The 20,879-nt window shown below is 71.4% G+C and carries 21 protein-coding genes; 12 read left to right on the top strand and 9 right to left on the bottom strand.

Going from position 1 to position 20,879, the window contains the following annotated elements; genetic code table 11:
- Nucleotides 1-4: 4 nt before the first annotated feature.
- From KV205_RS17570 to KV205_RS17600, 7 genes are all read left to right on the top strand, one after another.
- The gene (locus KV205_RS17570) at nt 5-1,144 is read left to right on the top strand and encodes a zinc-dependent metalloprotease (protein ID WP_265865316.1); all 1,140 of its coding nucleotides are present in this window, start codon (nt 5-7) and stop codon (nt 1,142-1,144) included.
- A 238-nt stretch (nt 1,145-1,382) separates the two neighbouring features.
- Nucleotides 1,383-2,402, top strand: coding sequence for a tRNA lysidine(34) synthetase TilS (tilS, locus tag KV205_RS17575; protein WP_265865317.1), 1,020 nt, complete (start codon nt 1,383-1,385; stop codon nt 2,400-2,402).
- A 50-nt stretch (nt 2,403-2,452) separates the two neighbouring features.
- Nucleotides 2,453-2,992: a hypoxanthine phosphoribosyltransferase gene (gene hpt, locus KV205_RS17580; protein WP_265865395.1), complete on the top strand. Its 540-nt coding sequence runs from the start codon at nt 2,453-2,455 to the stop codon at nt 2,990-2,992.
- A 175-nt stretch (nt 2,993-3,167) separates the two neighbouring features.
- Nucleotides 3,168-5,192: an ATP-dependent zinc metalloprotease FtsH gene (gene ftsH / locus KV205_RS17585; RefSeq protein WP_265865318.1), complete on the top strand. Its 2,025-nt coding sequence runs from the start codon at nt 3,168-3,170 to the stop codon at nt 5,190-5,192.
- Between the two features lie 114 nt (nt 5,193-5,306).
- A complete protein-coding gene (folE, locus tag KV205_RS17590; RefSeq protein WP_265865319.1) occupies nt 5,307-5,912 on the top strand; it encodes a GTP cyclohydrolase I FolE in 606 nt (201 codons plus the stop codon).
- A 94-nt stretch (nt 5,913-6,006) separates the two neighbouring features.
- On the top strand, nt 6,007-6,975 hold the full coding sequence (locus tag KV205_RS17595) for a hypothetical protein (protein WP_265865320.1): 969 nt from the start codon (nt 6,007-6,009) through the stop codon (nt 6,973-6,975).
- 94 nt (nt 6,976-7,069) lie between these two features.
- Entirely contained in the window at nt 7,070-7,555 is a 486-nt protein-coding gene (locus tag KV205_RS17600) for a hypothetical protein (RefSeq protein WP_274710572.1), read from the top strand.
- Here the strand turns inward: KV205_RS17600 and KV205_RS17605 are convergent.
- From KV205_RS17605 to KV205_RS17630, 6 genes are all read right to left on the bottom strand, one after another.
- The gene (locus KV205_RS17605; protein ID WP_265865322.1) at nt 7,552-8,040 is read right to left on the bottom strand and encodes a DUF3180 domain-containing protein; all 489 of its coding nucleotides are present in this window, start codon (nt 8,038-8,040) and stop codon (nt 7,552-7,554) included. The genes KV205_RS17600 and KV205_RS17605 overlap by 4 nt on opposite strands.
- A 42-nt stretch (nt 8,041-8,082) precedes the next feature.
- A complete protein-coding gene (gene folK / locus KV205_RS17610) occupies nt 8,083-8,682 on the bottom strand; it encodes a 2-amino-4-hydroxy-6-hydroxymethyldihydropteridine diphosphokinase (protein ID WP_265865323.1) in 600 nt (199 codons plus the stop codon).
- Nucleotides 8,679-9,038 carry a dihydroneopterin aldolase gene (gene folB, locus KV205_RS17615; protein ID WP_265865324.1) on the bottom strand — a complete coding sequence of 120 codons (360 nt, stop codon included), beginning with the start codon at nt 9,036-9,038 and terminating at the stop codon, nt 8,679-8,681. The genes folK and folB overlap by 4 nt, the downstream gene beginning before the upstream one ends.
- A 157-nt stretch (nt 9,039-9,195) precedes the next feature.
- Nucleotides 9,196-9,594 carry a nuclear transport factor 2 family protein gene (locus KV205_RS17620; RefSeq protein WP_374214685.1) on the bottom strand — a complete coding sequence of 133 codons (399 nt, stop codon included), beginning with the start codon at nt 9,592-9,594 and terminating at the stop codon, nt 9,196-9,198.
- A gap of 92 nt (nt 9,595-9,686) precedes the next feature.
- A complete protein-coding gene (gene folP, locus KV205_RS17625; RefSeq protein WP_265865326.1) occupies nt 9,687-10,550 on the bottom strand; it encodes a dihydropteroate synthase in 864 nt (287 codons plus the stop codon).
- Between the two features lie 66 nt (nt 10,551-10,616).
- Entirely contained in the window at nt 10,617-12,461 is a 1,845-nt protein-coding gene (locus KV205_RS17630; RefSeq protein WP_265865327.1) for a phosphatidylglycerol lysyltransferase domain-containing protein, read from the bottom strand.
- Between the two features lie 180 nt (nt 12,462-12,641).
- Between KV205_RS17630 and KV205_RS17635 the strand changes: the two genes are divergently transcribed.
- Complete coding sequence (locus KV205_RS17635; protein ID WP_265865328.1) at nt 12,642-13,754, top strand: esterase family protein; 1,113 nt, start codon at nt 12,642-12,644, stop codon at nt 13,752-13,754.
- Here the strand turns inward: KV205_RS17635 and KV205_RS17640 are convergent.
- Nucleotides 13,741-14,757, bottom strand: coding sequence for an ABC transporter ATP-binding protein (locus tag KV205_RS17640; protein WP_265865329.1), 1,017 nt, complete (start codon nt 14,755-14,757; stop codon nt 13,741-13,743). The two genes, KV205_RS17635 and KV205_RS17640, sit on opposite strands and share 14 nt — an antisense overlap.
- A 164-nt stretch (nt 14,758-14,921) precedes the next feature.
- Here KV205_RS17640 and KV205_RS17645 point away from each other — a divergent pair, with 164 nt between their 5' ends.
- The 4 genes from KV205_RS17645 to KV205_RS17660 all read left to right on the top strand — a co-directional run bounded on the left by KV205_RS17645 (nt 14,922) and on the right by KV205_RS17660 (nt 18,472).
- The gene (locus KV205_RS17645) at nt 14,922-15,614 is read left to right on the top strand and encodes an ABC transporter permease (RefSeq protein WP_265865330.1); all 693 of its coding nucleotides are present in this window, start codon (nt 14,922-14,924) and stop codon (nt 15,612-15,614) included.
- 1 nt (nt 15,615) lies between these two features.
- Nucleotides 15,616-16,335, top strand: a complete 720-nt coding sequence (locus KV205_RS17650; protein ID WP_265865331.1) for an ABC transporter permease — start codon at nt 15,616-15,618, stop codon at nt 16,333-16,335.
- Nucleotides 16,332-17,330 (top strand): ABC transporter substrate-binding protein, encoded by a 999-nt coding sequence (locus KV205_RS17655; protein ID WP_265865332.1) that lies wholly within the window; start codon nt 16,332-16,334, stop codon nt 17,328-17,330. The genes KV205_RS17650 and KV205_RS17655 overlap by 4 nt, the downstream gene beginning before the upstream one ends.
- 131 nt (nt 17,331-17,461) lie before the next feature.
- The gene (locus KV205_RS17660; protein WP_265865333.1) at nt 17,462-18,472 is read left to right on the top strand and encodes a hypothetical protein; all 1,011 of its coding nucleotides are present in this window, start codon (nt 17,462-17,464) and stop codon (nt 18,470-18,472) included.
- 76 nt (nt 18,473-18,548) lie between these two features.
- Here the strand turns inward: KV205_RS17660 and KV205_RS17665 are convergent, their stop codons facing one another.
- Both KV205_RS17665 and KV205_RS17670 read right to left on the bottom strand, forming a co-directional pair.
- Complete coding sequence (locus tag KV205_RS17665; RefSeq protein WP_265865334.1) at nt 18,549-19,691, bottom strand: NADH-quinone oxidoreductase subunit D; 1,143 nt, start codon at nt 19,689-19,691, stop codon at nt 18,549-18,551.
- Nucleotides 19,692-19,695: 4 nt separating this feature from the next.
- A complete protein-coding gene (locus KV205_RS17670) occupies nt 19,696-20,781 on the bottom strand; it encodes an SAM-dependent methyltransferase (RefSeq protein WP_265865396.1) in 1,086 nt (361 codons plus the stop codon).
- Between the last annotated feature and the right edge of the window lie 98 nt (nt 20,782-20,879).

Raw genomic sequence — 20,879 nt, forward strand, 5'->3', positions numbered from 1 at the left:
ACGCATGACGAGCATCGGTGGTGCAGGCACATCGGGGATGGTCGACTGGAATCTCGCCGTCACGACGGCGACCCGACTGGTGCGCCCGGGCCCGGAGGTCACCCGCGAAGAGGCCCGCGAGGTCGTCGCCGAACTCCGCCGGCACGCCCGCGCCGCCGAGGACCACGTCCGCGGCTACACCCGGATGATCCCCGAGGGCCACACCCCCGACGACACCCCCGTCCTCGTCGTCGACCGGGCCGGCTGGATCAAGGCCAACGTCGCCGGCTTCCGCGAACTGCTCTCCCCGCTCCTCGACAAGATGAAGGAACGCCGCTCCACCACCCCCGGCGGCACCGTCCTCAGCGCCGTCGGCGGCAAGGTCACCGGCGTCGAGCTCGGCATGCTGCTGTCCTTCCTCGCCTCCCGGATCCTCGGCCAGTACGAGACCTTCGCCCCCGCCACCCGCGAACTCCCCGCCGGCACCGACGGCGGCGGCCGCCTCCTCCTCGTCGCGCCCAACATCGTCCACGTCGAGCGCGAGCTGGACGTCAGCCCCCACGACTTCCGGCTCTGGGTCTGCCTCCACGAGGAGACCCACCGCACCCAGTTCACCGGCGTCCCCTGGCTCCGCGACCACCTCCAGGGCGAGATCCAGTCATTCCTCGCCGCCACCGACGTCGACCCCTCCACCGTCGTCGAACGCCTCCGCGAAGCCGCCCAGGCCCTCGCCGGCGGCCGCCCCGAAGGCGAACAGGGCGAACCTTCCCCCTCCCTCGTCGAACTCGTCCAGACCCCCGAACAGCGCGAGATCCTCGGCCGCCTCACCGCCGTCATGTCCCTCCTCGAAGGCCACGCCGACTACGTCATGGACGGCGTCGGCCCCGACGTCGTGCCCTCCGTCACCGAGATCCGCGAGAAGTTCCAGCAGCGCCGCGCCCGCGGCGCCTCCCGCCTCGACCTCGCCCTGCGCAAGCTCCTCGGCCTCGACGCCAAACTGCGCCAGTACCGCGACGGCGAACGCTTCGTCCGCGCCGTCGTCGACCAGGTCGGCATGGACGGCTTCAACCGCGTCTGGACCTCGCCCAACACCCTGCCCACCAAGACCGAGATCGCCCGCCCCGCCGACTGGGTGGCGAGGGTGCACCGTAAGGCAGACTCGTAAGAGCGGATCGTGAGAGCAGACTCGTGAGAGCAGACTCGTGAGACGGATGCGTCGGATGGCGGAACAGCGCCCCACCCATCACCCGTCCGAGGGACCCTAGACGGCGGGTAAGGCGTGCAATGCTCGGCTGACGGCCAGGTTCTGTCACCATCGACGCACTCTGAGTGACCGAACCCCCCTTTCCGACCGTTAAGACTCCGACCGAGGCACCCCACACTCTCCACGAAGGGCACCGGACATGGGTCCCCATCCTGCGGTCGCGGCGATACGCCTGGCGGTCCGCCGCGTACTCCACGACGTCCTCACCGAGCACTCCGCACAGCACTCCTCCCCGCCCGGTGACGCGCACCCGCTCGTGCTCGTCGCCTGCTCCGGCGGCGCCGACTCCATGGCACTCGCCTCCGCGCTCGCCTTCGAAGCACGCAAACTCCCCCTCCGCGCCGGCGGCGTCACCGTCGACCACGGCCTCCAGCACGGCTCCACCCAGCGCGCCCACGAGGTCGCCGACCGCATGACCGCCCTCGGCCTCGACCCCGTCGACGCCGTCACCGTCACCGTCGGCCGCGACGGCGGACCCGAAGCCGCCGCCCGCGACGCCCGCTACGCCGCCCTCGACGCCGCCGCCGAACGCCACGGCGCCACCGCCGTCCTCCTCGGCCACACCCGCGACGACCAGGCCGAAACCGTCCTCCTCGGCCTCGCCCGCGGCTCCGGCATCCGCTCCCTCTCCGGCATGGCCGCCGTCTCCGGCACCGCGGGCCGCTACCGCCGCCCCTTCCTGGAACTCGACCGGCAGACCGTCCGCAAGGCCTGCATCGCCCAGGAACTCGCCGTCTGGGACGACCCCCACAACGCCGACCCCGCCTACACCCGCTCCCGGCTCCGCCACGAAGGCCTCCCCGCCCTCGAGAAGGCCCTCGGCAAGGGCGTCGTCGAAGCCCTCGCCCGGACGGCCCAGCTCTCCCGCGACGACGCCGACGCCCTCGACTCCTGGGCCGCCGACGCCGAGACCTCCGTACGCGACGAGACCGGCCGCCTCGAGTGCGCCAAACTCTTCGGACTGCCCCCCGCCGTCCGCCGCCGCGTCCTGCGCCGCGCCGTCATCGCGAGCGGCGCCCCCGCCGGCTCCCTCTTCGCCCGCCACATCGAGGAAGTCGACCGGCTGATCACCGGATGGCGCGGCCAGGGCGCCATCAACCTGCCCGGCCGCGTCGAGGCGCTGCGGCAGGGTGGCAGACTTGTCATCCGGCAAGGCTGACCGCAAAGTCGCAAGCTGCAACGAAAGTGACCCGGGTGAACGAGAAGGACATGGGCGCCGACCTCCAGTCGGTCCTCATCACCAAGGAAGAGATCGACGCGAAGCTCGCCGAGCTGGCCGCGAAGATCGACGCGGAGTACGCGGGCAAGGACCTGCTCATCGTCGGCGTGCTCAAGGGCGCCGTGATGGTGATGGCGGACCTGGCACGCGCCCTGTCCACCCCCGTCACCATGGACTGGATGGCCGTCTCCTCCTACGGAGCCGGCACCCAGTCCTCCGGCGTGGTCCGCATCCTCAAGGACCTCGACACCGACATCAAGGGCCGCCACGTCCTGATCGTCGAGGACATCATCGACTCGGGCCTGACCCTGTCCTGGCTCCTGTCCAACCTCGGCTCCCGCGAGCCGGCCTCCCTGGAGGTCTGCACCCTCCTGCGCAAGCCGGACGCCGCCAAGGTCGCCATCGACGTCAAGTGGATCGGCTTCGACATCCCCAACGAGTTCGTCGTCGGCTACGGCCTCGACTACGCCGAGAAGTACCGCAATCTCCCCTTCGTCGGCACCCTCGCCCCGCACGTCTACGGCGGCTGAGGACCCCACCGCTCCAGGGGAACCCGCGCCGTCTTCCCTCCGTTGAAGCAAGGGAAGACGGCCGCGGGCACCGATGCTGGGGTACCGTCCGAAGAACAGCTTTTTCACACCGCAGCTACTCAGCAGCATTCACCTACGGGCAGGAGGGACGGGGCGGCAAGTGCGCCCCGTATGGATGGACGTGAAGCGATACTTCCGTGGGCCGGTCATGTGGATCGTGCTGGCCGTCCTCGCCGTGGTCGTGCTGATGCAGGTCGTCGGCTCGTCCGAGGGCTACAAGACGGTGGACACCGGCAAGGTCGTCCAGGCGATCGACAAGAACCAGGTCAAATCCGCAAAGATCACCACCGGTGACGAGCAGATCGTCAAGATCGAACTCGTCGACGGCCAGAAGATCGACAAGAGCGGCAAGGTCCAGGCCAACTACATCGGCACCCAGGGCGCCGACCTGGCCGACAAGCTGCAGGAGAAGTTCGAGGCCGGACAGATCGAGGGCGGCTACACCGTCTCCCCGACGAAGCAGTCCCCCTTCGTCTCGGTCCTCCTCTCCCTGCTCCCCTTCGTCCTCATCGTGGTCGTCTTCCTCTTCCTGATGAACCAGATGCAGGGCGGCGGCTCCCGCGTCATGAACTTCGGGAAGTCCAAGGCCAAGCTGATCACCAAGGACACCCCCAAGACGACCTTCGCCGACGTGGCGGGCTCGGACGAGGCGGTCGAGGAACTCCACGAGATCAAGGAATTCCTCCAGGAGCCGGCCAAGTTCCAGGCCGTCGGCGCCAAGATCCCCAAGGGCGTGCTGCTGTACGGCCCGCCCGGAACCGGCAAGACCCTCCTCGCCCGCGCCGTCGCAGGCGAGGCCGGCGTGCCGTTCTACTCGATCTCCGGCTCCGACTTCGTCGAGATGTTCGTCGGCGTCGGCGCCAGCCGCGTCCGCGACCTCTTCGAGCAGGCCAAGGCCAACGCCCCCGCCATCGTCTTCGTCGACGAGATCGACGCGGTCGGCCGCCACCGCGGCGCCGGCCTCGGCGGCGGCCACGACGAGCGCGAGCAGACCCTCAACCAGCTGCTCGTCGAGATGGACGGCTTCGACGTCAAGGGCGGCGTCATCCTGATCGCCGCCACCAACCGGCCCGACATCCTCGACCCCGCCCTCCTGCGCCCGGGCCGCTTCGACCGGCAGATCGCCGTCGACCGCCCCGACATGCAGGGCCGCCTGGAGATCCTCAAGGTCCACCAGAAGGGCAAGCCGGTCGCCCCGGACGTCGACCTCGGCGCCGTCGCCCGCCGCACCCCCGGCTTCACCGGTGCCGACCTCTCCAACGTCCTCAACGAGGCGGCGCTCCTCACCGCCCGCTCGGACCAGAAGCTGATCGACAACAAGGCGCTCGACGAGGCCATCGACCGCGTCGTCGCCGGCCCGCAGAAGCGGACCCGGATCATGTCGGACAAGGAGAAGAAGATCACCGCGTACCACGAGGGCGGCCACGCCCTCGTCGCGGCGGCCTCGCCCAACTCCGACCCGGTCCACAAGATCACCATCCTGTCCCGCGGCCGGGCCCTGGGCTACACCATGGTCCTCCCCGACGAGGACAAGTACTCGACCACCCGCAACGAGATGCTCGACCAGCTCGCCTACATGCTGGGCGGGCGCGCCGCCGAGGAACTGGTCTTCCACGACCCGACCACCGGCGCCGCGAACGACATCGAGAAGGCCACCGCCACGGCCCGCGCGATGGTCACCCAGTACGGCATGACCGAGCGGCTCGGCGCCATCAAGTTCGGCGGCGACAACACCGAGCCCTTCCTCGGCCGTGAGATGGCGCACCAGCGCGACTACTCGGAAGAGGTCGCCGCGTTGGTCGACGAAGAGGTCAAGAAGCTCATCGAGACCGCGCACAACGAGGCGTGGGAGATCCTCGTCGAGAACCGCGACGTCCTCGACAACCTGGTCCTGGCGCTCCTGGAGAAGGAGACCCTGGGCAAGGAGGAGATCGCCGAGATCTTCGCCCCCATCGTCAAGCGCCCGGCCCGCCCGGCCTGGACGGGCTCCGCCCGCCGCACCCCCTCCACCCGCCCCCCGGTCCTCTCCCCGAAGGAGCTGGCCCTGACCAACAGCGCCAACGGCTCCTCGTCGGCGACGACCCCGGTCGACACCACCAAGTCGATCGACCTCGCCCCGGAGGACACCCCGGAGCCGTAGGCCTGGGACGGGCCCGGTGGGCCCCGGAATGGAAGCCGCGCCCCCGCAGGTTCTAGCCTGTGGGGGCGCGGCCTATTTCGCGCCATGTCAGAGGACAGACGGAACGAGGCACAGATGACCGACCCGGTGACGCTGGACGGCGAGGGCCCGATCGGCGAGTTCGACGAGAAGCGCGCCGAGAACGCCGTGCGGGAGCTGCTGATCGCGGTCGGCGAGAATCCCGACCGAGAGGGCTTGCGGGAGACTCCCGCGCGCGTGGCGCGGGCGTACAAGGAGCTCTTCGCGGGGCTGTGGCAGACGCCCGAGGACGTCCTGACGACGACGTTCGACCTGGGTCACGACGAGATGGTTCTGGTCAAGGACATTGAACTGACTAGTCAGTGTGAACATCATTTGTTGCCATTCCATGGCGTAGCTCACATTGGTTATATCCCGGCTGAAACGGGCAAAATTACCGGCCTCTCGAAGCTGGCGCGCCTGGTCGATGTCTTCGCCCGCCGTCCGCAGGTGCAAGAGCGTCTGACGACGCAGATCGCCGACTCGCTGATGAAGATCCTCGACGCGCGGGGCGCGATCGTCGTGATCGAGGCCGAGCACATGTGCATGGCGCTGCGTGGAGTCCGTAAGCCCGGGGCGAAGACGACCACTTCGGCGGTACGTGGTCAACTTCGTGACGCTACTACACGTGCCGAGGCTATGTCCCTGATATTGGCCCGTTAGTAGCGGACTGTCCTTCCTGCTCCATACCGTCCCGATCAGTGGAGTTGATCGCTGATCAAGGGGGATCGGTATGGGGTACGGGTTGTCCAGCAATATGTTGGTGAACCTCGTCGGTGGCTGTATCCGGGCGAAGGGCGTGGTGCCGGGCAGCGCGATGTGGACGCTGGACGGCGACCGGGCGGTGCAGACCACGGTTATGGGCGTGACAGCGGTGAAGGGCCGCGAGGCCGTCGACGTGGTCACAGACCACATGACGTTCACCGCGAGCCCGGATCTGCTGCTGAGCACGCCCGATGGCTGGGTGCAGGCACTGGACTCGGCGGGTGCGACGGTCGCTTGGACGCCGGCGCGGAAGCTGCGCCGGGAGCGGTTCATGATCAGGCCGGGCTACGAGTTCGGGTACTTCGTCGGGGCCACCTGTGCTGATGGCACGGTCGGCAAGAACTATGTGTCGCTGGTCGTGAACGAGGAGGGTTTCGCGACCCGGTACGCGGCTGCCTTGACGGCCTGCACGGGGCTTCCTGCGCGCCTGGAGGCGGTAACCCGCCCGTCCGGCTATCTCAGGCGGGACCTGGCGGGTTTCCGGGTCCGGGTCGTCTCCTCGTACCTCTCCGACGCCCTGAGGCACTACGTGGGCGGGGACGCCCACCACATGCGGCAGCGCTTCCCGCGGGCGGTTCTCCGAGATATCGACACGTTCAGCGGGTTCCTCGACGGGTACATCGAGGGCGACGGCTGCCGGATCAAGCACTGGCCCGCGCGGATGATCGTCAGTGCCAATGTCCCGTTCCTGGCAGAGATCGCTCCCGTCATCGGGGCACGGTTCACGCCCGCGACCCACAGGGTGGTCTCTCAGCTCTGTGTCTCCGACCGCTGGCAGAGCCGCGGCACCTTCGCCCCCGAGCACCACCGCCTCGACCCGCCCGAGTCCACCTGGGTCCAGGTCCACGAGGTCCGCCCCCGTCCCGCCCTCGGTGCCAAGCCCTTCACCTTCTACAGCTACCGGCTTTCCCCGCACCCCACCTTCCTGGTGAACGGGCACCTTGTACGCGAGCCGTGGTAGCCCGGGCGGGCTCGGGCGCGAGTCGGAGGGGTGGTCTAGGTTGGCTGCCGTGAGCGCGTGGGGGCGGGGTTATCGATATGTCGGACCGGTCGGGCTGAAGGCTGCGGTCGGGCCTGATGACGGCGGGTGTCGGATCGGTTCGGCTGCCGATTTCGGTGGCTGGGTCGTGGGGCGATCGGCGGCGGAGCTGGCCGAACCGTTCACCTTCGTGGTCGGTATGGACGGTGTGCTTCGGCTGGCGCCGCGGCGGAGCGAGCACGTGGCCTGTGCCGGCGGGGGCATGGTTCTGAGCGCAGGCGAGATCGGCTTCATGCGCGAGGCGGCCCGGTGGACCGTGAGCATGGTCAGCAACCAGTCCACCGGGTACTGCCCGGACGTCAGCTCATGGGCGGAGGTCGCCCGTGCCCTGGACGCCGTGGAGCTTCGGCGGCCTTCCGGCTTCACTCACGAAGTGGTGTTCCGGCGGTGCCCCGACTGTCAGGAGCACAGCATCGTGCGCGAAGACGACTTCGTGTGCGTCTTCTGCGGCAGCGATCTGCCCGTGGTGTGGAACGTGGATCCCACTCGTCACACCGGCTAGCTCACCGGAGCGTGGCCCTGGCCGTTGTGGTCGTCGTCCTCCGGGAGTTTGCAGACGCGTTCCAGGAAGAGGGCGGCGGCGATGACGCCGATGGCCGCCAGGACGGCGAAGGCGGCGTAGATGGCCTGGTCGCGGCGGGCGGGGACGTCGAGGGAGCCGAGGAGGAAGACGCCCGTGCCGCCGTACATGCCGGCGACCAGGGCGGCGACCAGGGCGCTGGCCTGGCCGAAGACGACGGCGCGGGCAGCCATCAGGGGTTCGACGCCCTTGGCGCCGGGGCGGCGCTCGCGCTGGGCCTTGAGGCGGGCGCGCAGCGAGAGGGCCGTGGCGGTGAGGACGACGGCGATGGCGGCGAGGACGATGGGGGCCGCGAGCGGCACGCTGGGGAGCGTGCCGAGCGAGTCCCACAGGCGGGCGGCGCCCCAGGACAGGATGCCGGCGCCGAGGAACAGTCCGGCGAGCACCTTGAGCCGCAGTTGTTTCACCGGGTGTCCTTCGTCCGTGGGTGTCTTCGAGGAGCGTAACGACTACTCGGGGAGTCGGAGTTCCAGGTCGGGGCGCGGCACGACGCCTTCGGTGCCGACGGCGGCGAGGAGGTCGGCGACGGCGCCGTGTCCGGGGAGCTGGGCGTCGGGGTCCACGTCGTGCCAGGGGGCGAGGACGAAGGCGCGCTGGTGGGCGCGGGGGTGCGGGAGGGTGAGGACGGGGTCCTCGCGGACGACGTCGGCGTACGTGATGATGTCGACGTCGATGGTGCGGGCGCCCCAGCGCTCCTCGCGGACCCGGTGGAAGGCTTCCTCGACGGCGTGGGCGCGCTCCAGGAGCGAGGACGGCGGGAGGGTGGTCCGGACGAGGACGACGGCGTTGAAGTACGAGGGCTGGGAGCCGGGCTCGACGCCCCAGGGCTCGGTCTCGTAGACGGGGGAGACGGCCTTGACGCGGAGGCCGGGGGTGTCTTCGAGGGCGTCGACGGCGCCCTGGAGGGTCTCCAGGCGGTTGCCGAGGTTGGCGCCGAGGGCGAGGACGGCCCATTTGGGGTTGGAGAGGGTGACGTCGGCGGCGTCCACGGCGGCGGTGACGGCGGCGGGGACGGGCTGCACGGTGGGGTCGCTGTGCTGGGGCTTCATGCGCGGCTCCGGGTGATGGTGACGGTCACGTCGTCGAAGGGGACGGTGATGGGCGCGTCCGGCTTGTGGACGACGACCTCGACCTCCTGGACGCCGGCGTGCTTGAGGCACTGCTGGGCGATGCGCTCGGCGAGCGTTTCGATGAGGTCCACGGGCTCGCCCTGGACGACGTCGACGACCTCTTCGGCGACGACGCCGTAGTGGACGGTCTTCGTGAGGTCGTCGTCGGCGGCCGCGGCGCGGGTGTCGATGCCGAGGGTGAGGTCGACGATGAAGGTCTGGCCCTCCTCGCGCTCCTTGGGGAAGACGCCGTGGTGTCCTCGGGCCTTGAGGCCGCGCAGCGCGACACGATCCACGCGAATCACTCCTGCTGTCGTAGTTCGGATGGCCACGCAGCCGGGTGCGGACGGCCGGGTGTCCAGCATCGAATCTACCCGCGGGGACCGACAGCCGGACGGGGGGCTCCTGACCGGCGGTGCAGTCGGTCCTTCGGCCGGTCCTTCGGTCGGGGGTTCAGTCGGTGGTGTCGTCGGGGTCGGCGGGGTCGGTCTCGGGGATGACCGGGGAGCCGTGGTGGGACCACACCTTCCACCCGTCCGACGTGCGGCGGAAGACGTTGGTGGCGACGACGAGCTGTCCGACGAGGGGTCCGAGTTCGGCGCCGTCCTCGGCGGGTCCGCCGCTGAGGATGTTCTCGGTGCACGTGACGATGGCCACGTCGTCGGCGAGGGAGATCTCGATGTCGGTGAGGAAGAACTGGATGTAGTCGGTGTTCGCCATGATCAGGGCGTACGAGCGGAGCACCTCGCCGCGGCCGGTGAGGACGGGCCAGCCGGGGTGGACGCAGGAGATGGCGGTGGCGCCGTCGTCGAGCCAGAGGTCGGTGACGGTGTCGAAGTCGCCCTGTTCCATCGCCTCGTAGAAGGCGGTGTTGGCGGCCTCGACGGCGGCCCGGTCGGCTTCGCGGGCGGGTCCGCGGTCGGGTCCGCGGTCGCGGGCGTGGGTCACCGGGCTCCTTCGACGGCTCTGGCGACGCGTACGGCGTCGGCGGTGGCGCGGACCTCGTGGACGCGGACGGCCCAGGCGCCCTCGTGGGCGGCTATGGCGGAGACGGCGGCGGTGGCGGCGTCGCGTTCGCGGGCGGGCGGCGGGGCGGCGCCGGGTTCGCGGGTGAGGACGTGGCCGAGGAAGCGCTTGCGGGAGGCGGCGACGAGGAGGGGGCGGCCGAGGGCGCGGAGCTCGGGGAGGTGGGCGACGAGGGCCAGGTCGTGCGGGGCGAGCTTGGCGAAGCCGAGGCCGGGGTCGAGGACGATCCGTTCGGGGGCGATGCCGCCGTCGACGACGGCCTCCATGCGGGTGCGGAGTTCGGTGACGACTTCGGTGACGACGTCCTCGTACACGGCGAGGCTGTTCATGTCGGCGCTGAAGCCGCGCCAGTGCATGACGACGAAGGGGGCGTGGGTGGCGGCGACGGTGGGGATCATGGCGGGGTCGGCGAGGCCGCCGCTGACGTCGTTGACGAGGGTGGCGCCGGCGTCGATGGCGGCGGCGGCGACGCGGGCGCGCATGGTGTCGACGGAGACGGTGACGCCTTCGGCGGCGAGGCCGTGGACGACGGGGACGACGCGGCGGAGTTCTTCGTCCTCGTCGACGCGGGTGGCGCCGGGGCGGGTGGACTCGCCGCCGACGTCGACGAGGTCGGCGCCTTCGGCGACGAGGTCGAGGCCGTGTTTGACGGCGGCCGTGGTGTCGAACCAGCGGCCGCCGTCGGAGAAGGAGTCGGGGGTCACGTTGACCACGCCCATGACCGCGCAGCGGTCCCACTCCGGCAGGCCTCGCACCGTGCCCCGGTCGATCGTCGTACTCATGTCTCCAGCCTAGGTCCTGTCCGGCGGATCAGGACCGGGGCCCGACGGTCCGCGGGGTCTTCCGGGTCAGGCGGCGCGGACCTCGTGCTCGGCCTGCGAGGGGACGATGTGGGCGCAGGGGCGGGGGGCCGGGGCGGGCTTGCGGCGGGTGAAGGGGCGGGGCAGGGAGAGGTTCACGAAGCCTTCGGCCTGCATGGCGGCGAAGCCGATGCGGGGGAGGTCGCCGCTTTTGCGGTAGACGACGAAGCGGGGTTCCCAGCGGGGCTGGAACTTGGCGTTGAACTTGTAGAGGGACTCGATCTGGAACCAGCGGGAGAGGAAGACGAGGAGCCCGCGCCAGATGCGCAGGACGGGTCCGGCGCCGATCTTCTCGCCGCGGGCGAGGGCGGCCCGGAACATGGCGAAGTTGAGGGAGACGCGCTCGATGCCGAGGCGGGGGGACTGCTGGAGGGCGGCGACGATGAGGAGTTCGTTCATGCCGGGGTCGGCGCTGCGGTCGCGGCGCATGAGCTCCAGGGACATGCCGTCGGTGCCCCACGGGACGAAGTGGATGATCGCCTTCAGGTCGCCGTAGGGGGAGCTGCCGGCGGTGTCGTCGTCCTCTTTGTGGGCGGTCGCTATGACCGCCTCTCCGTCGCCGGGGCCGCCGATGCGGCCGAGGGCCATGGAGAAGCCGCGTTCGGTGTCGGTGCCGCGCCAGTCCTCGGCGGCGCGGCGGACGCGTTCGAGCTCGGCCTCGCCGAGGTCGGAGACGCGGCGGACCTTGGTGGTGTAGCCGTTGCGTTCGATGCGCTTGACCATCTGGCGGACGTTGCGCATGGCGCGGCCGGAGAGGGAGAAGTCGGCGACGTCGACGACGGCCTCGTCGCCGAGTTCGAGGGCGTCGAGTCCGGTCTCGCGGGTCCAGACCTGGCCGCCGGTCTCGGAGCAGCCCATGACGGCGGGGGTCCAGGAGTGGGCCTTGGCCTCGTCCATGAAGCGTTCGATGGCGCCGGGCCAGGCCTCGACGTCGCCGATGGGGTCGCCGCTGGCGAGCATGACGCCGGAGACGACGCGGTAGCAGACGGCGGCCTTGCCGCTGGGGGAGAAGACGACGCCCTTGTCGCGGCGGAGCGCGAAGTGGCCGAGGGAGTCGCGGGCGCCGTGCTTGTCGAGGAGGGCGCGCAGCCGGGTCTCGTCGTCCTCGGTGAGCCGGGCGGCCGGGTGCTCGGGGCGGAAGGCGAGGTAGATGGTGGTGAGGGCGGTGAGCATGCCGAGGGCGCCGAGGGAGTAGCCGACGGTCCAGCCGGTGTTGCCGGCGTAGTCGACGGGGCCTTCGATGCCGAACAGGCCGTAGAGGACGTGTTCGAGGCGGTCGGTGAGGCTGGGGCTGCCGATGACGCGGCGGGGGTGGGCGCTGACGATGGCCAGGCCGAGGGCGAGGGAGCCGGCGCCCATGAGGACGAAGTTGGCGAGGGCGCGCCAGCGGCTGCGCGGGTCGGGCAGGGCGGCGAACTGGTCGCGGTGCACGGCGAGCAGGGTGACGAGCGCGAGGGAGAGCACGGCGCCGGTGACGGAGTGGCGCCAGGCGAGCTGGGCGGCGGCGCCGAGCGGCAGCAGGACGACGGCGGCGCGCCAGGCGCGGCGCTTGTTGCGCTTGAGGCCGTGGGCGAGGAGCAGCAGCAGGACGCCGGCGCTGAGCGAGAGGGCGGCGGAGAGCGGCCCGAGGGTGCCGGGCAGGACCTCGGCGGCGGCGTGCATCCTGCTGGCGCGGAACCGCGGGAGGACGCCCGCGGCGATGTCGATCAGGCCGATGAGCGTGCAGGCCGTGCCGACGAGTGCCGGGACCTTCTCCGGTCGGGGGCCGCGTACGATCCGGCGCACCCGATTCGGAACCGATCCTGATTTGTCCCCATCTACCGTGACAGACATCGCTTCCCGTGCTTCCCCTGGTTCCGCGCTCAGCGAGAGATCGTTGGTCCGGCGGGCCACGGCGCTTGGGCGGGCCGTGCCGGAGGTTTTGCGCCTTCTAGGACGGAGCAGCGATGGGGCGGGTTCACTCGCTCTACGGGAAATCTCAGGGAAAAATCAGGAAGAAAGCTCAGACGTCACATGGGTCTCACCAGCAACAAAGTCCTCGCGCTGGCGGTCGTCGTCGCCGTGGTGTTCTTCGCCGCCACGGTCTGGCTGTGGCCACGCCTGGCGCGCGGCGGCTGGAAGGCCGTCGTGGGGCGGATCGGCATGCTGCTCGTCACCCAGCTGGCGCTGTTCGCCTCGCTGGGTCTGGCCGCGAACAAGTCGTTCCTCTTCTACGGCTCCTGGGCGGACCTGTTCGGCCAGGAGCAGGAGCTCGGCGTGGTCGTGGACCACTCGGCCGGCTCCCGTGACGTGCAGGTCGTCGGCACCCAGGCGCTCGACGTGCCGGGCGGCGGGCGGCCCTCGGTCGGCGGACAGATACAGAAGGTCGTCATAGCGGGCGAGAAGTCGGGGATCGACTCCCCGGCGTACGTGTACCTGCCGCCGGAGTACTTCCAGGGCCGGTACGCGAAGGCGACGTTCCCGGCCTCGGTGGTGCTCACCGGCTACCCGGGCACGGCGGAGAACCTGCTCAAGGGCCTGAAGTACCCCCGGACGGCCTATCAGCAGGCCAAGGACAAGAAGATGCAGCCGATGATCCTGGTGATGCTGCGCCCGACCGTGGCGCCGCCCCGGGACACCGAGTGCGTGGACGTGCCGGGCGGCCCGCAGACCGAGACCTTCTTCGCCGAGGACCTGCCGAAGGCGATCTCGCAGACCTACCGGGTCGGTACGCAGGCCCGGAACTGGGGCTTCATGGGCAACTCGACCGGCGGCTACTGCGCGCTGAAGATCGTGCTGCACCACCCGGACCGGTTCGCGGCGGGCGCCGGCTTCTCCGCGTACTACAAGGCGGCGGACGACGTGACGACCGGCGACCTGTTCCACGGGGACAAGGCGGCGAAGAACCGGGCCGACCTGCTGTGGAGCCTGGACCACACGCCGCCGCGGAACACCTCGTTCCTGGTGACCTCCTCGCGGCAGGGCGAGGGCAACCTGAAGGGGACGAAGGAGTTCATCCGCAAGGTGAAGGCCCCGGCCCGGGTCTCGTCGATCATGCTCGACAGCGGCGGCCACAACTTCAACACGTGGAACCGGGAGATCCCGCCGGGCCTGGTGTGGATGGCCGGCCGGCTCAGCGCGAGGTGATCTGCTTCGGTACGGGTTCGGGTGCGGGTTCCGGCACGGATACGGCGGTACGGCGCAGGGCGCGGTGGACCCCGGCCGTGGTGAGGGAGCCGAGCACCCGGTCGGGCGCGCCGGGCGCGTGGACGGCGACCCGGCCGGCGTCGTGCTGGAGGAGGACGGCGAGGGCGTCCTTCAGGGAGGCGCCGAGGGGGACGGCGGGGTGCGCGTCCGTGCCTTCTCCCTCGGCCGGGGCCTCCAGGTCGGCCTCGGTGACCGGGGTGACGGCGAGCCGCTTCAGGCTCCGGTCCGCGCCGACGAAGTCGGCCACGTACGGGGTGGCGGGTGCGGCGAGCACGGTGGCCGGGGTGTCGAACTGCTCGATGCGGCCCTGCCCGTAGACGGCGATCCGGTCGCCGAGCCGCACCGCCTCCTCCAGGTCGTGGGTGACGAAGAGCACCGTCTTGCGGACGGTGGCCTGGAGCCGCAGGAACTCGCTCTGCAGATGCTCGCGCACCACCGGGTCGACCGCGCCGAAGGGCTCGTCCATGAGCAGCACCGGCGGATCGGCGGCGAGCGCCCGGGCCACCCCGACCCGCTGGCGCTGCCCGCCGGACAGCTGCTCGGGGTAGCGGTGGCCGTAGGTGCCGGGGTCCAGGCCGACCAGGTCGAGGAGTTCGGCGGCCCGCTCGCGCGCCTTCGCCTTCTTCCAGCCGAGCAGGGCCGGGACGGTGGCGGTGTTGTCGAGGACGGTGCGGTGCGGGAAGAGGCCGACCTGCTGGATGACGTAGCCGATGGTGCGGCGCAGCCGGACCGGGTCGACGGCGGCGACGTCCTCGCCGTCGAGCAGGATCCGGCCGGAGCTCGGTTCGACGAGCCGGTTCACCATCTTCATGGTGGTGGTCTTGCCGCAGCCGGACGGGCCGACGAGCGTGACCAGTTCGCCCTCGGCGACCTCGAAGGTCAGGTCGTCCACGGCCGTCGTGCCGTCCGCGTACCGCTTGGTCACCTGCTCGAACCGGATCATGGTTCCCCATTCTGACCCCTCACGGCCCGAGTTGTGTGAAGGAAGTATTTCCACATCGTGGCGCTTCGGCCGTGTGCCCGGTGATTGTCAGTGCCGGAGGTTAGGGTCGCCAGACGGATGTTCGAAGGTGAGGGATGTCCGAAGGCGTGGGGGAGGGGGTGCGCATGGCCACGGCGAACTGCCTGGTGACGAACGACTGGATCTGCGGGGAGTATCTGCGCACCCGCAGCCAGGAGTTGACCGACGCCACCGTCCAACATGTGGGAATCACCACGGCGTCGGTGCTGCTCGGCCTCCTCGTCGCCTTCCCGCTGGCGCTCCTGGTGCGCGCCCGGCCGCGCTGGGCGGGTCCGGTCCTCGGTCTCACCACGCTGCTCTACACGATCCCCTCGCTCGCGATGTTCTCGCTGCTCCTGCCCTTCCTCGGGCTGTCCACCGCGCTCGTCGTGACCGGCCTCGTGCTCTACTCGCTGACCATCCTGGTCCGCGGCGTCCTGGCCGGCCTCGCCGCCGTGCCCGCCGAGACCCGGGAGGCGGCGCGAGGCATGGGGTACGGGTCGGGCCGGCTGCTCTGGGAGGTCGAACTGCCCCTCGCGCTCCCGGCCCTGATGGCCGGCATACGGATGGCGACGGTCTCCACCGTCGCGCTCACCACCGTCGGCTCGGTCGTCGGCCGCGGCGGCCTCGGCAACCTCATCGAGGACGCCCTGCCCACCTTCTTCAAGGCCCAGGTGCTCGCCGCCTCCGTGCTGTGTGTGCTCCTCGCGGTCGCCGCCGACCTGCTGCTGCTCGGCCTCCAGCGGCTGCTCACCCCCTGGACCCGGGTCCGGGCCCGGGCCGCGGCGGGGGGTGGGTGAGATGGGCGTCTTCGCGGACACCTGGACCTGGCTCACCACCGGCGCCCACTGGACCGGGGAGAACGGGGTGGGCCACCGGCTCGCCGAGCACCTGTACGTGAGCGGGACGGCGCTGCTCCTCGCCTGCGCCGTCGCCCTGCCCCTCGGCCTCTGGCTCGGCCACCTCGGCCGGGGCGGCGCGCTCGCGGTCAACGTCTCCAACGCGGGCCGGGCGGTCCCCGTCTTCGCGGTCCTCGCCCTCTTCATGGTGTCGCCGCTGCGCAACGCCGGATACGTGCCGACCGTCGTCGCCCTCGTCCTCTTCGCGACACCCCCGCTGCTCACCCACGCCTATGTGGGCGTACGGGAGGTGGACCGGGCCGTTGTCGAGGCCGCCCGCGGCATGGGCATGTCCGGCGGGCAGCTGTTCCGCGGGGTCGAACTGCCCCTCGCCCGGCCGATGCTGATGACCGGGCTGCGCTCCGCCGCCGTCCAGGTGGTCGCCACCGCGACCATCGCCGCCATGGTCGGCCAGGGCGGCCTCGGCCGGGTCATCACCGCCGGCTTCAACACGTACAACACACCGCAGGTGGTCGCGGGCGCCGTGCTCGTGGCCCTGCTCGCCCTTCTCGTGGAGGGGCTGCTCGTGGCGGCGGACCGCTTGCTCGGCCGCGCCGGACGACCGGTCGGCAGACCGGCCGCAGGACCGACCGCAGGACCGACCGCAGGACCGAAGGGATGATCTTTGTGAGCAGGACCTTGCGCAGCACGGGGGCGGCACTGGGCGCGATGGCGCTGGCCGTCTCGCTCGCCGCGTGCGGGGGCGGCGACAGCCTGGAGAACTCCAAGGCCGGCGGCGGGGAGGGCGGCAGCGCGGCCGCGGGCGGCGGGAAGGGCTCGGTCGTGGTCGGCGCGGCCGCGTTCACCGAGGCCAAGGTGCTCGCCGAGCTCTACGCCCAGGTGCTCGACGACGCCGGATACTCGGCGAGCGTCACCACCGTGAAGAATCGCGAGCTGTACGAACCGTCCCTGGAGAAGGGCGAGATCGACGTCGTACCGGAATACGCGGCCACGCTCGCCGAATTCCTCAACGCGAAGGCGAACGGGCCGAAGGCCCCCGAGGAGCGGCCGGTCGCCTCCGGGGACCCCGCCGCCACCACCGAAGCCCTGAAGAAGCTCGCCGAGCCGCGCGGACTGAAGGTGCTGCCGTTCGGCGCGGCCGTCGACCAGAACGCCTTCGCCGTGAGCCGGGAATTCGCGGAGAAGAACAAGCTGACCACGCTTTCCGATCTCGGCCGCGCCAAGCTGAAGGTGAAGATCGCCGCCGGCGACGAATGCGAGATCCGCCCCTTCTGCGCGCCCGGTCTGAAGAAGACCTACGGCATCGACGTCGCCGGCGTCGACCCCAAGGGAGTCGGCACCCCGCAGGCCAAGCAGGCCGTCAAGGACGGGGTGGACCAGCTCGTCCTCACCACCACCACGGACGCCACCGTGGAGTCCTTCGGACTCGTCTTCCTGCAGGACGACAAGAAGCTGCAGAACGCGGACAACGTGCTGCCGGTCGTCAATGCCAAGGACGCCGGATCGCCGGAGATAGCCGCCGCCCTCTTCAAGATCACCCAGGTCCTGAGCACGGCGGATCTCGCCGAACTCAACCGCAGGGTCGACGCCGAGCGGGCGAAGCCCGAGGACGTCGCGAAGGACTATCTGGAGTCGAAGGGGCTGCTCAAGAAGTAGGCCCGGGAGAAGCGGAGTCGGCCCGGCCCGTCGGGTAAAGGCGACGGGCCGGGGCGGCGACGGCGAGAACTCGCCAAGAGATTGCCGGGGCGACCCCCCATACAGCGCCTACGCACGGTAAATTTCAGGCCATGCCACGTGGACGCCACCGCCATTCCCCGCCCCTGCACAAGCTCCTGCCGCCCTCCGCGGTCGCCGGGGCTTCGGTCGTCTGTGCCGCGGGCGCCTGGCTGCTCGGTGATCCCGTGGTGCTGCGGCTGCTCGTCGCGGCCGCGGCGGCCGCCGCCGTCACCGGCGCCGTCCTCATGCGCAGTTGGGACCGCGAGGCCGGCCGCCAGGTCGCCGAGCTCGACCGGGCCCGCACCGCCGACCAGTGGAAGCACGAGGAGCGGATCGCCGAGCTGGAGTCCGACCTGGACGAGTCGCGCGAACTGCGCACCCGCCTGGACGCCAAGCTGCGCGCCAAGCGCGTCGAGCTGGCCGGTCTGCGCACCGAGCACGCCGACCTGCTGCGCCGCTACGCCACGGCCGAGACCGAGCGCGCCAGCGCCCTGGAGGGGCGCCGCATGCTCGCCCTGGAGTCCTCCGCCGCGGCCGCCGGCGCCGTCAAGGAACTCCCCGCCGCCGGCTCCACGCCGACGCCCGAGGCCTACCGCCGTGCCGCCGAGGCGCTGCGCAAGCTCGCGGGAGGGACCGACGAGGAGGCGGGGGAGCAGGCCGACCCCGAGCCGGAGCCGGCAGTGCAGGCGGAAGCCGCTCCCGTACCCGCGCCCGCTCCCGTACCGGCGCCCGCGCCCGCGCAGGACGAGGCCGACCACACCAAGGCCCCGGCGATGCGCCATGTGCCCGCCGCGGCCGCGATCGTCCCGTACGCCGCGCGCCGGGCGGCCCGCCCCACCGGCAACTTCGACTACTTCGGCACCCAGAGCACGCAGCCCGCGATCGGCGCCAAGAAGGCCGCCGCCGCGATCGAGGCCGTCCAGGACACGGACCTGGCCGACGTCGTCGGCGAGGAGGTCCTCGCGGCCGCCACGCCGCGCCCCCCGGAGCAGCGCGCGGTCGGTCAGGTCATCGACCTGACCGCGCACGACGAGACCGAGCAGCTGGACGTGGCGGAGCTGCGCGGCGCGGTCAGCTCGTAACGGCCGTAACGCCGTAAAGAGAGCGCAGAAGGCGCCGGTGGACGATTCCACCGGCGCCTTCCGCATGAGTCTGCGGTTACTTGTCGATGTCGCCGACCACGAAGAACAGCGAGCCGAGGATCGCCACCATGTCCGCGACCAGCGTCCCCGGCAGCAGCTCCACCAGCGCCTGGATGTTGTTGTACGAGGCCGAGCGCAGCTTCAGCCGGTACGGCGTCTTCTCGCCCTTGGAGACCAGGTAGTAGCCGTTGATGCCGAGCGGGTTCTCGGTCCAGGCGTAGGTGTGGCCCTCCGGCGCCTTCAGGACCTTCGGCAGCCGCTGGTTGATCGGCCCCTGCGGCAGCGCGTCGAGCCGGTCCAGACAGGCGTCGGCGAGTTCGAGGGCGTTGTGGGTCTGGTCGAGCAGGCACTCGAAGCGGGCCAGGCAGTCGCCCTCGGTCCGGGTCACCACCCGCAGCACGTCCTGGAGTTCCCCGTACGCGAGGTACGGCTCGTCCCGGCGCAGGTCGAAGTCGACCCCCGAGGCGCGGGCGATCGGCCCGGACACCCCGTACGCGTGCACCGTCTCGGGCCGCAGCACGCCGACCCCGCGGGTCCGGCCGCGGAAGATCTCGTTGCCGAGGACCAGCTTGTCGTACACGTCCATCCGGGAGCGCACGTCCGCGACCGCCTGCCGGGCCCGGCCGAGCCAGCCCGCCGGCAGGTCCTCCTTCAGGCCGCCGACCCGGTTGAACATGTAGTGCATCCGGCCGCCGGAGACCTCCTCCATGACGGTCTGGAGCTCCTCGCGCTCGCGGAAGGCGTGGAAGACGGGCGTGATGCCGCCCAGTTCGAGCGGGTACGAGCCGAGGAACATCAGATGGTTGAGCACCCGGTTCAGCTCGGCGAGCAGCGTCCGCGTCCACACCGCCCGCTCCGGCACCTCCATGCCGAGCATCCGCTCGACGGCCATGACGACCCCGAGCTCGTTGGAGAACGCCGACAGCCAGTCGTGCCGGTTGGCCAGCATCACGATCTGCCGGTAGTCCCGGGCCTCGAACAGCTTCTCCGCGCCGCGGTGCATGTACCCGACGACCGGCTCGGCCTCCCGGATCACCTCGCCGTCGAGGACCAGGCGCAGCCGGAGCACGCCGTGCGTGGAGGGATGCTGCGGCCCGATGTTCAGCACCATGTCGGTGCTCTCCGCCGCGCCGCCGATGCCGACCGTGGTCTCCGTCATGCGGTCAGTATCCCCCGTGCCCCGAAGCACCCGGGACCCGCTGGACCAGCCACCGGAAGTCGCCGAGGCCGCCGGTGGCCGTCAGCTCGGCGGCCTCGCCCGCCGCGGCCAGCGCGCGGACGTAGCCGGCGGGGTCGGTGGTGGCGAGGGCGAGCGGCGGCCGGGTCCCGATCACCCCGAGCTCGTGCAGCGCCTCGCGCTGGGTGAGCAGCCTGGTGCCGGTGCCGGTGCCGGTGCCGGTGCCGGTGCCGGTGGCGGGGCCGAGGCCGGGGCCGGAGCGGGAGCCGGTGCCGAGGCCGGAGCCGGTGGTGCCCGTGCCCGCGCCCGTGCCGGAGCCGGGCGGTATGGCGTACGGCACCGCCGCCGCGCACGCGTCCAGGGCCACATGCGCGGTCAGGTCCCGGCTGCCGTCCGGTACCGGCGGGACCTCGCGCCCGCCGCGGAAGCCGGTGAGGGTGCCGAAGGGCGGCCGGGCGGGGGCCAGGTGCGCGTAGTCGACCGCGACCGCCGTGCTGCCCGGCGCGAGCGCGCCGACCGCCGCCGCCCAGGCCTCGTCGCGGGTCCGGCCGATCTCCGCCCGCTCGCCCGGCTCCCGCAGCGGCCACCAGCGCGCCAGCCACCGAGCGTCGGCGCCGGTCACGACCGCGCCCAGCCGCTCCGTACCGCCCGCGTCGACCTCCACGTACCGCACCGTGCCGTCCTCGTCGGCCTGCGCCACGTCCACCGGCACGTTGTCCAGCCACTCGTTCGCGAAAAGAAGCCCGCGCTCGCCCTCCGGGATCCGGTCGGTCCAGCTGATCCGCGGGTCCAGACCGGCCGGGCGGGACGCGCGCTCCACCCCGTACGCCCGGACCCCGCCGCGCAGATCGGCCGGCAGCGCGGCGAGGACCCCGGTGAGCAGCTCGCCGCGGCCCGCGCCCATGTCCACGAACGCCGGCTCGTCGGTGTCCAGCTCCTCCGCCACCCGGACGAGGAGGCGGGCCACGGCGCCCGCGAACAACGGGGAGGCGTGCACCGAGGTCCGGAAGTGCCCGGCCGGTCCCTCGGGCCGCAGGAAGAAGCCTCCGGGGCCGTACAGGGCCCGTTCCATGGCCTCCCGCCAGCCGAGCCACCCCGGCCACCGCCGCTGCGATTCACCCGTCTCGTCTGTCACCTCGTCCGTCACGTGCCCCAGTCTCCACCTTGGGG

The sequence above is a fragment of the Streptomyces sp. SKN60 genome (assembly GCF_026236535.1).
Lineage (GTDB): Bacteria > Actinomycetota > Actinomycetes > Streptomycetales > Streptomycetaceae > Streptomyces.